Origin of the sequence: Polaromonas sp. (assembly GCF_012927455.1) — a bacterium.
Taxonomy (GTDB): domain Bacteria; phylum Pseudomonadota; class Gammaproteobacteria; order Burkholderiales; family Burkholderiaceae_C; genus Polaromonas.
Window position 1 is genome coordinate 110,124 of record NZ_JABBPE010000018.1, and the last position, 12,513, is coordinate 122,636.

Below are 12,513 nucleotides of genomic sequence, written 5' to 3' on the forward strand. Positions count from 1 at the left end.
AGCCACCTCATGAAACTCTGGCTGGTCCGCCATGCGCAGCCGCTGATTGAAAGCGGCATCTGCTACGGCCAACTCGATGTCGCGGCCGACGCCGGTGCCACCGCCGAATGCGCCCAAAAGCTCGCCGCGCAACTTCCAGCCGGCACCCGCGTCATCACCTCGCCGCTACAAAGATGTGAGCAGCTGGCGCACGTCCTGCTTGGGCTGCGGCCTGATTTAACCTGTACAACCGACGCTCGGCTGGCAGAAATGGATTTTGGCGAGTGGGAAGGCCGCGCCTGGCAGGCGATTAGCCAGGCCGAGCTGCAAGCCTGGACCAGCGACTTTGCCCACTACGTCGTGGGCCGGCACGGCGAGAGCGTGCGGGCGTTCATGGCGCGCGTCGGCTCGGCTTTCGATGCGCTGCAGGATCAACAGGATCCTGGCGACACGCTGTGGATCACCCATGCCGGGGTGATACGGGCGGTGCATCTGCTGGCGCAAGGCGTGCGGCAGATTGAGCGTGCGGATCAGTGGCCGCTCAACGCGCCGAAATATGGACAATGGCTGTCACTGAACTTGAATCCCTGAATCCAGACACCGCAAAAGGGCAACGCATGGCAGCAAATCTCGATGGTCAACTGGTGGTGGCGATCTCCTCGCGCGCCCTGTTTGATTTTGAGGAAGAGAACCTGGTGTTCGAGGCCGGGCTGGCGCAAGCCCCCGTGCCTGGCGCCAAAAAGGATGCGGCTTACATGAAGCTGCAGCTCGACCGGCTGGACGTGCCGGCCAAGCCTGGCGTGGCGTTTTCATTGATCAAGAAATTGCTGGCCTTCAATGACGCGCCCGAAGCGCTGGACCAGAGCACCAGCCCGGCCGCGCCCAGTCAGCGCGTCGAAGTGGTGATCCTGTCGCGCAACGACCCGGTCTCGGGCATGCGGGTTTTTCGCTCAGCCAAGCACTACGGCCTAAAGATAGAGCGTGGCACCTTCAACCGCGGCGAGGCGCCTTGGCGCTACCTGAAACCGCTGCACGCTAACCTGTTTTTATCGACGCACCTGAGCGACGTGCGCGAGGCCCTGGCCGCCGGCGTTCCGGCCGCGCAGGTTTACCCGCATTCGATGCGCGCCAGCGACGCGCACCCGCACGAAGTGCGCATTGCGTTTGACGGCGATGCCGTGCTGTTTTCAGACGAGGCCGAGCGCGTCTTCCAGTTGCAGGGCCTGAGCGCCTTTCAGCAGCACGAAAGCGACAAGGCAGCGCAGCCGCTGCTGGCCGGCCCGTTCAAGCCGCTGCTCGAAGCCCTGCAGCGGCTGCAGCAAGCCGGCACCTCGCGCATGCGCATTCGCACCGCGCTGGTTACCGCGCGCAGCGCGCCGGCGCACGAGCGCGCCATCCGCACGCTGATGGACTGGAACATCGAGGTCGATGAGGCGATGTTTTTGGGCGGCCTGGCCAAGGGCGAGTTTTTGCGTGAATTCGAGCCCGATTTTTTCTTCGACGACCAGACCGGTCATGTCGATTCGGCGGCCCGCCATGTCCCCTCTGGCCATGTCGCCAGCGGCGTGTCCAACCCGCTGATCCGCTGATCTGAATTTTCCAAAAGAGCCCTGAATGACCCTCGCTTTACGCACCGCCCACAAATTCGCAGCCTTCAGGCAGTTCAGCGCCCGTGTCTGGGCCCTGTCGGCGCCCTACTTCCGGTCAGAAGACAAATGGAAGGCGCGCGGCCTGCTGCTGGCCATCGTGGCGCTAAACCTGGGCGCGGTCTACATGCTGGTGCTGATCAACGACTGGAACCGGGTGTTTTACGACGCGCTGCAAAACAAGGATGCGGCGGTGTTCTGGACGCAGCTGGGGCGCTTCACCTACCTGGCCTTCGGCTTCATCATCATCGCGGTCTACCGCTTTTACCTGACGCAACTGCTGGAAGTGCGCTGGCGCGCCTGGATGACGACGCATTACCTGCAGCGCTGGCTGGCCGACCACGCCTTCTACCAGCTGGAGCTGGCGCGCTTTACCGGTGATGGAAAAGAAGCCCAAAAAACACAAGCCCAGACGCCCGACAACCCGGACCAGCGCATTCAGGAAGACATCAACCTATTTACCAGCTACAGCATTTCGCTCAGCATGGGCCTCTTGAACGCCGTCGTCACGCTGGTGAGTTTTGTCGGCATCCTGTGGTCGCTGTCGGGCGCTTTCGCCTTCACGCTGGGCGGCGCCAGCTACAGCATTCCGGGCTTCATGGTCTGGATGGCGGTGCTTTATTGCGTGGTCGGCAGCGTCATCACCCACTACATCGGCCGCCCGCAAATCAGGCTCAATTTCCAGCAGCAGCAGGTGGAAGCTGACTTTCGCCACCACATGGTGCGGGTGCGCGAATACAGCGAATCGATTGCGTTGGACAAAGGCGAAGCGGTCGAGCGCGCCCACCTGGACACACGCTTTTCCGCCGTGCTGGCCAACTACCTCAAGCTGATCAAGGCGCAGAAGAACCTGGTCTGGTTTACCAACTTTTTTGGCCAGGCCGCCGTGGTGTTTCCCTTTATCGTCGCGGCGCCGCGCTTTTTCAGCGGCGCCATCCAGCTCGGCGAGCTGATGCAGATTTCTTCCGCCTTTGGCCGCGTGCAGGACTCGCTGAGCTGGCTGGTCGACAACTACAGCGCCCTGGCGGCATGGCGCGCCACGACCGACCGCCTGACCAGCTTTGAGGACAATATAAGCGCTCTAGCCCAACAGGGACGGGCGCAAGCAGCTAGCAATTTGATAGCAAACAACAGCCATCCACTGGCCGGTGCCGACGCTCTGGCGGCCAGCGGCCTGAGCCTGAAGCTGCCCACTGGCGCAACCCTGCTGAGCGATCTGTCGCTGCAGGCCGGCCCGGGCGAAAGCGTGCTGCTTAAAGGCCCGTCGGGCAGTGGCAAGTCCACGCTGTTCCGCGCGCTGGCGGGCATCTGGCCCTTCTCCAGCGGGCAAACGCATTTACCCGACAACGCCATGTTCATTCCGCAGCGCCCCTACTTTCCCGACGGCACGCTGCGCGCCGCGCTGGCCTACCCACAGCCGGCGACGCAGTACAGCGACGAAGCACTGCGCCAGGCCCTGACTGACGCGCTGCTGCCGCAGCTGGCCAGACGGCTCGACGAGCAGGACGCCTGGAGCCAGAAGCTGTCGGGCGGCGAACAGCAGCGCCTGGCGATTGCCCGCGTGCTGCTGAAGCAACCCGCCTGGATTTTTGCCGACGAAGCGACCAGCGCGCTGGACGACGTGGCCGAAAAAACGCTGTATGAAAAGCTGCTGGCACTGGTTTCAAAAGCGCATGGCAGCCTGGTCTCCATCACGCACCGCCCCAACGCAGCAGCGTTTCACAGCAAGCTGTGGGAGCTGGAAAAACTGCCGGAAGGCGCGCCCGCGCTGTACCGGGTCCGTGAAAGCCCTATCCAGAATCCTCAGGAAGCAGCAAGGCCGCTGAATGCCTAAAGAAGCGGTCAAGCCCGCGGCACTCCATGACTTCTCGGCCTGGGGGCCGCTCAAGTCCCCGGTGTTCCGCTTGCTGTGGGGCACCTGGCTGGTCGCCAACATCTGCATGTGGATGAACGATGTGGCCGCCGCCTGGCTGATGACTTCGATGACCACCACGCCGATCTGGGTGGCGCTGGTGCAGTCGGCCTCTACCCTGCCAGTGTTCCTGCTCGGTTTGCCGAGCGGCGCGCTGGCCGACATTCTGGACCGCCGGCGCTACTTCATCGTGACGCAGTTCTGGGTCGCCGCGGTGGCCACGCTGCTGTGCATCGCCGTACTCTCGGGCGCCATGACGCCGGCACTGCTGCTGGCGCTGACCTTTGCCAACGGCGTCGGCCTGGCGATGCGCTGGCCGGTGTTTTCCGCCATCGTGCCCGAGCTGGTGGCGCGCGCGCAACTGCCGGCGGCGCTGGCCTTGAACGGCATTGCCATGAACGCGTCGCGCATCGTCGGCCCGCTGGTGGCCGGCGCGCTGATTGCCAGCGCCGGCACCGCCTGGGTGTTCGTTCTCAATGCCGCGTTGTCGGTGGTTTCGGGCTTTGTCATCATGCGCTGGCGGCGCGACCATGTGCCCAGCCCGCTGGGCCGCGAACGCCTGCTCAGCGCCATGCGCGTCGGGCTGCAGTTTGTCCGCCAGTCGGCGCGGCTGCGTGCGGTGTTGCTGCGCGTGGCGCTGTTTTTCCTGCATTCAACCGCCCTGCTGGCGCTGCTGCCGCTGGTGGCGCGCGGCTTGCAGGGCGGCGATGCCGGGACCTTCACGCTGCTGCTGGCCGCCATGGGTTCAGGCGCCATCGTTGCCGCGATGTATCTGCCGCGTCTGCGCCAGATGATGACGCGCGACACGCTGGTGCTGCGCGCCACCTTGCTGCAGTCGGCCTCCACCGCCGTGATGGCCTTTGCACCGAATGTCTACGTCGCCGTGCCGGCCATGCTGCTCAGCGGCATGGCCTGGATCACCTGCGCCAATTCGCTCAGCGTGTCGGCCCAGCTGTCGCTGCCTGACTGGGTGCGGGCGCGCGGCATGTCGACCTTCCAGATGGCCATCATGGGCGCCAGCGCGCTGGGCGCGGCCCTGTGGGGCCAGATCGCCACGCTCACCAGCGTCTCGACCGGCCTGCAGGTGGCGGCGCTGAGCGGCAGCGTCAGCATGCTGCTGGCGCAGTACTTGGTTCGCGACCTGAGCATCGAGGAAGACCTGACGCCGTCACGCGAATTCAAGGCGCCGGTGGCCAACGCGCCGCCCGGCGTGGGCAATATGGTGGTGACGATTGAATACCTGATCGATCCGGCGCGCGCCGACGACTTTCGCGCCCTGATGCAGGAGAGCCGGCGCAGCCGCCTGCGCCAGGGGGCGCTGGAGTGGGAGTTGCTGCGCGACGTGAACCAGCCCGGTCGCTTCATTGAGCAAATTGTCGACGAGTCATGGACCGAACACCTGCGGCGTTTTGACCGCGTGACGGCCAGCGACGTGGCGCTGCGCGAGCGCAAGCTGGCTTTTCATCTCGGCGACGGGCCGCCGCTGGTGACGCGCTGCGTGGTGGAAGGGGCTGTGCGGGTTTAGCGCTGAAAGGCTTCAACTGCCGGGGGGGGGGGCAGCAGGCAAGAAGTGAAAAGGCGGCGGCTGGCAGACTGACTGCAAAACCTGGCGAGCTAGGAATATCGCCTTCAAATAGGTCTTCAGCCCCCCGTCCGACGCTGTGCCCCTTACCGAAGTTTGCGCCAAAGCGTCGTGCGGCTGATACCCAGCGCCAACGCCGCGGCATCCCGATCGCCGCCCGAGGCCTTCAGCGCGGCATGCGCGCGCTGCGCTTCATGTTGCCGGCGCAATACGGGAAGCGAAGCGACCAGCACGGCCGGCGCTGGCGTCGCGCTGGCACTGGCATGACCGAGCAGCGCGGCAATCTCCTCGGGCGCGGGTGCAGCGCCAGCCAGAAGGCAGGCCATAGCGATGCGCTCAGCGACGTTTTCGAGCTCCCGCACATTGCCCGGCCAGGCGTGGCCGCGCAGCGCCGGCAACGCATTGCGCAGGATGGGCGCGGCAAGTTCGCCCACCCCGGCACGCTCTAGCGCTGCCGGGATCAGCCGCGCGGCCAACGCCTCTACATCCTGCGGGCGTTCGCGCAGCGGCGGCACCACCACCTGCAAGATGTGCAGGCGGTAAAACAGATCCTCCCGAAAAGCCCCCTGGCCGACCATGGCGAACAGGTCGCGATGGGTGGCGGCGACGATACGCACATCTACGGGAATAGCGTCCAGCCCGCCGACGCGGGTGATCTCTTTCTCCTGCAAGGCTCGCAGCAGCCGGGTCTGCAGCAGCAGCGGCATCTCGCCGATCTCGTCGAGAAACAAGGTGCCACCATTGGCCGCCTCGAACAGGCCGGCTTTGCCGTGCCGGCGCGCACCTGTGAAAGCACCTTCCTCATAGCCAAAAAGCTCGCTCTCCAGCAGGCTTGCGGGAAAGGCACCGCAGTTGGTGGCGACGAAGGGCTGCTGGCAGCGCCGGCTCGACGAGTGAATGCCCTGGGCCACCACCTCCTTGCCGGAGCCGCTTTCACCCTGGATCAGCACCGTGGCGTCGCTGTAGCGGGCCAGCACCTGGCAGCGCCGCACCAGCTCGCTCATGGCGGGCGAGACGGCCACCAGCTGGTCGAGCGAGTAGCGCGCCGAGCGCGACCGGCGGTGGCTGTGCGCCCGCAGCCTGCCGACAGCGCTCTCCAGCGGTCCCGGCGCGTGCAGGGTAAATACGGCGCCGGTCTGCCTGCCGGCGTCGTGCAGCGGCACGCAGTCGACGACCAGCGAGCGCCCCAGCAGTTCATCGACCCGGCCCAGTTCGGCCTGGCCCTGCGTCAGCACCGCACCGGGCTCAAGGCCCACAAAAATCTGCTGCAACGGTATACCCAGGGCGCCGTCGACGGAGCGGCTCACCAGCCGGGCAGCGGCGGGATTGAGGGTGGTGATGCGGCCGGCCATGTCAATCGCCACCACGCCATCACTAAGATGGCGCACCACCGAATCGAGCTGGGTGCGCCGCGATTTTTCCTCGCGCTGCGCCAGCGCAATGGCCAGGGCGTCTTCCAGGGCGTTGCGCACCGAGTCGGCGGAGTAAAGGAAGACGCCGGCTAGCCCAGCCCGCTGCGCCAGATCTGCCACCATGCCGGCGCCCACCACCACCTCGACACCCAGGGCGGCGAGTTCCTGAATCCGGTAGAGGGCGTCATCGGCAGTCTCGTAGGAACGAAATTCGAGTCCGATACCAAAGCGCTCGGCAAAGCGGCGCAGCTCCGGGGACACCGCTCGGTGCAGCACCACGGCAATCCGGCTGGAAAGGGCGCGCGCGTTGCACAGCGCCGTCATGAGGTCGTAACCGCCCACCTTGACCAAAACGACCGGCACCGCAAGATGGCTGCGCAGGTAGGCGCCGTTCGAGCCCGAAGCGACCACCACATCGCAGGCCCGCTGCGCAATCTGCTGGCGCAGCGCAGCCAGAGCAGGATCAAAAGCCGTGTGCGCGACCTCGATGCGCGCACGGGCGTCAAAGTCGTGGCCAATGGCCCGAAAGGTGTCCACCAGCCGGTGCCCACTGACGGCCCATATGACCGGCCGCGACCGATCGACAAGGAGACCCGGACTGGCTGACTGGCCCAGGCCGGACGTAATAAGGTTATTTTCCATAAATTTCAACTTTGAAAATATACTATTTCAATAATGAAATAATTAATGAACTATAAACCAAGCAAAAATCTACCCGCAGATAAAAAGACCTTTGAAATCAATAGCTCCTGGCTGCGGCCGTTTTAACAAAGAGATGTGGCACGCGCATTGCTAACTGATTGCTTGCGCAGCATTTCCGCGCTTCGATCAAAAGACCAGGAGACACATGCCATGAATATTCGTCGACGCTTCGCAGCGGCGTTCTGCGCCGCACTTTCGCTTGTCAGCTTGTCCACTTCAGCAGCGGACGCGGACGCCTACCCCAACCGACCGATCAAGGTCGTGGTGGGCTTTGCGGCCGGTGGCAGTTCCGACACCGTGATGCGCATTCTGGCTCCCCGCATGTCCGAGTTGCTCAAGCAAAGCATAGTCATCGACAACCGCCCCGGCGCCGGGGGCAATATCGCCTCCGACTACCTGATCAAAGCCCCTGCGGATGGCTACACCGTGATGCTCGGCACCATCGGTTCGCTGGCGGTCAACCAGCACCTGAACAAGCTTAGCTACAACCCGGTGACCGACATGGTCGCCCTGTCGATGGCCGTGGTGTTCAGCAATATCCTGGTGGTGAATGCCAGCAGTCCGATCCGCTCGCTGGATGACTATGTGCGCCAGGGCAAGGCGGTCAATTCCCCGCTGTCCTTCGGCTCCTCGGGCATAGGCAGTAGCGGCCACCTGGCCGGCGAACTGCTGAAATCAGCCGCGGGGCTGCGCAACCAGCATGTCGCCTACCGCGGCGGCGGGCCGGCCATGAACGACTTGCTGGGCGGTGTGCTGCAGTCCATTTTCTCAAGCCCGACGGATGCCTTGCAGTTCATTCAGGCCGGAAAACTGCGTCCACTGGCCACCACCGGCAGCAAGCGCCTGGAAGTCCTGCCCCAGGTGCCGACGATTGCGGAGTCGGGTTTTCCCGGCTTCGAGACGACGAACTGGTACGCATTCGTGGCGCCGCAGCGCACGCCGGCGGAGGTCATCCAGCGCCTCAATGCCGCCATCGTCGCAACGCTGACCGATCCGGGCGTCGTTGCCCAGCTACGCAAGCTGGGACTCGACCCGATGCCCTCCACGTCCGACGAAGCGGCCCGCTTCATCCGCACCGAAAGCGATAAGTGGGGCAGTTTGGTGCGCAAAGCCGGGCTCAAGGGCGAATAGCCGCGCACATGGCAGAACAATTCCTTCTCCGGTTCTTTCACACATCCACCTCATGAACGCAACGATTGCAGAAAAAATCCTGGCCAGGCACGCGGGCCTGACCCATGTGCGGTCCGGTGACATCGTTATTGCCAAGGTTGACTTCGCCATGGTCCATGACGCCAGAGCGCCCAACACCTTACGCATGGTCGACAAGATGGGCGCGCAGCGCCTGCCCTTCGCGGCCAAAACCGCCTGGGTGCTGGACCACTTCTCGCCACCGCCAACGGTGGAGGCGGCGCAGACGCACAGCGCCATGCGGCGCTTTGCCGATGAGCACGGCAGCGTGCTGTATGACATTGGCGACGGCATTTGCCACCAGGTGCTACCCGAGGGTGGGCACCTGACCTGCGGTGACCTGATCGTCGGCACCGACACGCATTCAACCACCTATGGCGCGTTCAATACCTTTGGCACCGGCATCGAGGGCTCTGACGTGAGCGCCGTGATGGCCACCGGCAAGATCTGGCTGCGTGTGCCCGAATCGGTGCGGGTGCAGCTGAATGGCCGGCTGCAGCCCGGCGTCTGGGCCAAGGACCTGACGCTTTACATGCTGGGCCGATTTGGCGCCGAGGGCCTGAACTACCGCGCGATTGAATATGTCGGCGCTGCAGTCAGCGCGATGCAAATTGACGACCGCATGACGCTGGCCAACCACGCGGCCGAACTGGGTGCCAAGGCCGCGCTGCTGGAGGCCGACGACAAAACCTTCGCCTGGCTGGCAGCACACGGTGCCAGGGCACCGCAGCCGGTGACGGCCGACGCCAACGCCATCTATGCAGAACGTATTGAAATTGACGCCTCGGCGCTGACGCCCCAGGTCGCGCGCCGGCATGCGGTAGACGACGTGGTGCCGGCTTCTGAAGTGGTCGGGCAGAAGATCAACTTTGCCCTGATTGGCACTTGCACCAACGGGCGGCTCGATGACATTCGACAGGCCGCCGCCGTATTGAAAGGCCGGCACCTGGCCAAAGGCGTGCGCATGATCGTTACACCGGCCTCGCGCCAGATTTATCTGGCCGCCCTGCGCGAAGGCTTGTTCGAGATATTGACCGAAGCCGGCGCATCGGTCGAGGCCGCAGGCTGCGGTACCTGCGTCGGCATCACCAACCACCTGATTCCAGGCGACCGTGAGGTGGTGATCTCCAGCGCCAACCGCAACTTCAAAGGCCGACTGGGCAACCACGACGCCGAGATCTGGCTCGGTTCGGCCGCCACCGTGGCGGCCTCGGCGCTGACCGGCTGCATCACCGACCCGCGCACTGTAGCTGGTGGTCAATGGGAGGCATCACATGCTTGACAGTTCAAACGACTCCATCCAGGGCCGCGCTTTTTTGCTTGGCGACGACGTCAACACCGACCTCAATTGCTCGGGCAAATACCTGCCGGGCAAAGACGAAGCCTATATTGCGGCGCAGGCCTTCGAGGCCGTGGCCCCAGGCTTTGCCGCCGGGTTTAGGTCCGGCGGCGTGATCGTAGCGGGCAAGCATTTCGGCATCAATTCTTCGCGCGAGCAGGCGGTACACATCCTGCGCCGCATGGGCGTGGCTGCGATTGTGGCGCCGTCTTTCGGGCGACAGTTTTTTCGCAACGCCATCAACAACGGCCTGCCGGTGCTGGAGTGCGACACCCGCGGCATCGCTGACGGCGAAGCGCTGCTGCTGGACCTCGGCGGCCAGGTCTTGACGGTGGCCGGGCAGCAGATCACGCGCCTCCTGCCGGCGCTGCCGACGGCCATTCGCGCCATCCTGCGCGAAGGCGGGCTGATTCCATTTTTGGCCAAATACCCCAACTGGGAGTTACCCGCATGAGCGCGACCCCCAACACGAGCACGCTGTCCGGCAGCCGCGCCAGCCGCCTGCGGCAAGCCCTGCGGCAGCGCCTGGCCCACGCCGGGCGCAACGGGCCCGCGCTAGTGGCACCGGGCATTTACGACGGCTACGGCGCGCGCATGCTGGCGCAGTCCGGCTTTGAAGCGGCCTACATGACCGGCAACGGCGTGTCAGCGTGCCTGCTGGGCCGACCCGACGTCGGACTGGTGGATTTGTCACTGATGGCGGGCCACGCCAGGAACGTCGCCGCGTGCATCGACATTCCGCTGATCTGCGATGCCGACACCGGCTATGGCGGCATCGTCGCCGTGCGGCGCACGGTGCAGGAGTTTGAAGCGGCCGGCGTGGCTGCCATCCACATCGAAGACCAGCTCTCGCCCAAACGCTGCGCGCAGTTGCCCGGTGCGCGCGAAGTGTTGCCGTTTGCAGCGGCAGTGGCCAAGATAGCGGCGGCAGTGTCGGCGCGCAACGACCCGGATTTTGTCATCATCGGGCGCACCGACAGCGCCGCATCCTGCGGTGTGGCTGAGGCGATACGACGGGCGCAGGCTTTTGAGCGCGTCGGGGCGGGCGCGGTGTTTGTCGAGCTCAAGGGCCATGCGGGCATCCTGGAAGACATTCGACGCGTCGCTGATGCCGTCTCGATTCCGTGCATGGTCAACATCGACGCCGGCGGCCCGCTGGCGGATTTGCACAGCGAGCAGCTGCACCGCCACGGCATTGCGCTGGCCATCTACCCGGCCCTCCTGCGCAACACGCTGGGCTACGCCATGCGCGACGCGCTGCAGCATTTGAAGCAGGACGGAAACACCCGGGCCCTGCAGCCCCGCATGCTCAGCGGCCAGGAGTACAGCGATTGCCTGGGGTTGCCAGAGGTAGAGGGCTGGGAGGCGCGCTTTCCGGAGTAAGGCCGGACCAAGCGCCATCAGAGCGTTTGCAAGAAGGGCTGCGTGAGCCGGATTCTGCATGGCAGAGTTGTGGCCCGATGTAGTGGCTGCGGCGCCGTCGAAAACGGCCGGCCCGCCGATGTGAGAAAAATGGCTTGTCTGCCTGATCAATTGGCAAGTGCGGACTTGTTGCATGTAACAAATCACGTTGCACCGAAGGGAGCAATGCAGACTTGAAGGCTACGCCAGCCGGAGTGCAGACAAGCCTGAATGCCCTTGGTAGGCAGCCCTTCTTAAGCAAGGATTGCCGGAATAGCGTCTCCGGCAGGTCGCCAGGGCAGAAATGCAGTTTCCATCTAAAAATGGCCACCACGCCAATGGCTATATAGATGAATGCTACCAAAACAATAGCGGCATTCAACCTCTACAGCTGCTGACCGGAGCCAGGCCGGCCGGACCTTCCATCCGCAGCAGACCAGACCGCTACGTCGCAGCCCTTCTCGCGCTGATGAGCCCGGATTCGCGCCTGCGCCGGAGCGACCTGTGGGCAATGATTGTGGGCACCTTCATTGACTTTTCAGGCTTGATTCGTCAACAGGTAGCGCGCATGCCCGCGCGCCCGCAATTCGCAAGCCGGGCATTGTCCACAGCCATAGCCCCACGCATGCCGGTGCACCCGGTCACCCAGGTAGCAGGTGTGGGTGTGCTCGATGATCAGCGCCACCAGCGGCTGACCGCCGAGTGCATGGGCCATCGCCCAGGTCTCGGATTTGTCGATCCACATTAGCGGCGTCTCGATCAGAAAGCGTTTGTCCATGCCCAGCGACAAGGCCAGCTGCATCGCCTTCATGGTGTCGTCGCGGCAGTCGGGGTAGCCCGAGAAATCGGTCTCGCAGACGCCGGTGACCAGCACCTGCAGGTCGCGCCGGTAGGCGAGCGCGGCCGCCAGTGTCAAGAACAGCAGGTTGCGCCCCGGCACAAAGGTGTTGGGCAGTCCGGAGCCCTCCATCTTGAAGGCCATGTCGCGCGTCAGCGAGCTTTCGCTGACCTGGCCCAGCACCGCCAGATCGAGCAGATGGTCCTGCCCCAGCCTGGCCGCCCAATGCGGGAACAGCGTCTTGATTTCGCGCAGCACATTCAGACGCGCCTGCAGCTCGACCTTGTGGCGCTGGCCGTAGTCAAAGGCGATGGTTTCGACGCGCTCGTACTTGGAAAGCGCCTGCGCCAGGCAGGTGGTGGAGTCCTGCCCGCCGGAAAACAACACCAGGGCGGCGCTGTGGGCGCGCTGGGGCAAGGAAGTGGCTGCGGGTGTGTTCATGGAAACTAAAAAAGGCTGGAAACTAAACCGTATTGTCGCTTGGCAAAGTGGCGCCGGCTGGCCCTGCCGTAGC

At 64.4% G+C, this 12,513-nt stretch carries 10 protein-coding genes; 8 read left to right on the forward strand and 2 right to left on the reverse strand.

Annotated elements, in window-relative coordinates; all coding sequences use genetic code 11:
• Positions 1-9 precede the first annotated feature (9 nt).
• From HHJ18_RS18915 to HHJ18_RS18930, 4 genes are read left to right on the forward strand one after another with little or no spacing between them, the layout of a single operon-like run.
• Positions 10-570 carry a histidine phosphatase family protein gene (locus HHJ18_RS18915; RefSeq protein WP_296917753.1) on the forward strand — a complete coding sequence of 187 codons (561 nt, stop codon included), beginning with the start codon at positions 10-12 and terminating at the stop codon, positions 568-570.
• A 26-nt stretch (positions 571-596) separates the two neighbouring features.
• Positions 597-1,568 (forward strand): 5'-nucleotidase, encoded by a 972-nt coding sequence (locus HHJ18_RS18920; protein ID WP_296917755.1) that lies wholly within the window; start codon positions 597-599, stop codon positions 1,566-1,568.
• Positions 1,569-1,593: 25 nt separating this feature from the next.
• Entirely contained in the window at positions 1,594-3,459 is a 1,866-nt protein-coding gene (locus tag HHJ18_RS18925; protein WP_296917757.1) for an ABC transporter ATP-binding protein/permease, read from the forward strand.
• Positions 3,452-5,062: an MFS transporter gene (locus HHJ18_RS18930; RefSeq protein ID WP_296917759.1), complete on the forward strand. Its 1,611-nt coding sequence runs from the start codon at positions 3,452-3,454 to the stop codon at positions 5,060-5,062. Before HHJ18_RS18925 ends, HHJ18_RS18930 begins: the two co-directional genes overlap by 8 nt.
• Positions 5,063-5,205: 143 nt before the next feature.
• Here the strand turns inward: HHJ18_RS18930 and prpR are convergent, their stop codons facing one another.
• Positions 5,206-7,173 (reverse strand): propionate catabolism operon regulatory protein PrpR, encoded by a 1,968-nt coding sequence (gene prpR / locus HHJ18_RS18935; protein ID WP_296917760.1) that lies wholly within the window; start codon positions 7,171-7,173, stop codon positions 5,206-5,208.
• A gap of 210 nt (positions 7,174-7,383) precedes the next feature.
• Here prpR and HHJ18_RS18940 point away from each other — a divergent pair, with 210 nt between their 5' ends.
• The 4 genes from HHJ18_RS18940 to HHJ18_RS18955 are packed head-to-tail and all read left to right on the forward strand — an operon-like array spanning position 7,384 to position 11,143.
• On the forward strand, positions 7,384-8,364 hold the full coding sequence (locus HHJ18_RS18940) for a tripartite tricarboxylate transporter substrate binding protein (protein ID WP_296917762.1): 981 nt from the start codon (positions 7,384-7,386) through the stop codon (positions 8,362-8,364).
• A gap of 52 nt (positions 8,365-8,416) precedes the next feature.
• Complete coding sequence (locus tag HHJ18_RS18945) at positions 8,417-9,703, forward strand: 3-isopropylmalate dehydratase large subunit (protein ID WP_296917763.1); 1,287 nt, start codon at positions 8,417-8,419, stop codon at positions 9,701-9,703.
• Positions 9,696-10,214 (forward strand): hypothetical protein, encoded by a 519-nt coding sequence (locus HHJ18_RS18950; RefSeq protein ID WP_296917764.1) that lies wholly within the window; start codon positions 9,696-9,698, stop codon positions 10,212-10,214. Before HHJ18_RS18945 ends, HHJ18_RS18950 begins: the two co-directional genes overlap by 8 nt.
• Positions 10,211-11,143: an isocitrate lyase/PEP mutase family protein gene (locus tag HHJ18_RS18955; RefSeq protein WP_296917766.1), complete on the forward strand. Its 933-nt coding sequence runs from the start codon at positions 10,211-10,213 to the stop codon at positions 11,141-11,143. The genes HHJ18_RS18950 and HHJ18_RS18955 overlap by 4 nt, the downstream gene beginning before the upstream one ends.
• A gap of 556 nt (positions 11,144-11,699) precedes the next feature.
• Here HHJ18_RS18955 and queC read toward each other — a convergent pair.
• Positions 11,700-12,440 carry a 7-cyano-7-deazaguanine synthase QueC gene (gene queC / locus HHJ18_RS18960; protein WP_296917768.1) on the reverse strand — a complete coding sequence of 247 codons (741 nt, stop codon included), beginning with the start codon at positions 12,438-12,440 and terminating at the stop codon, positions 11,700-11,702.
• Between the last annotated feature and the right edge of the window lie 73 nt (positions 12,441-12,513).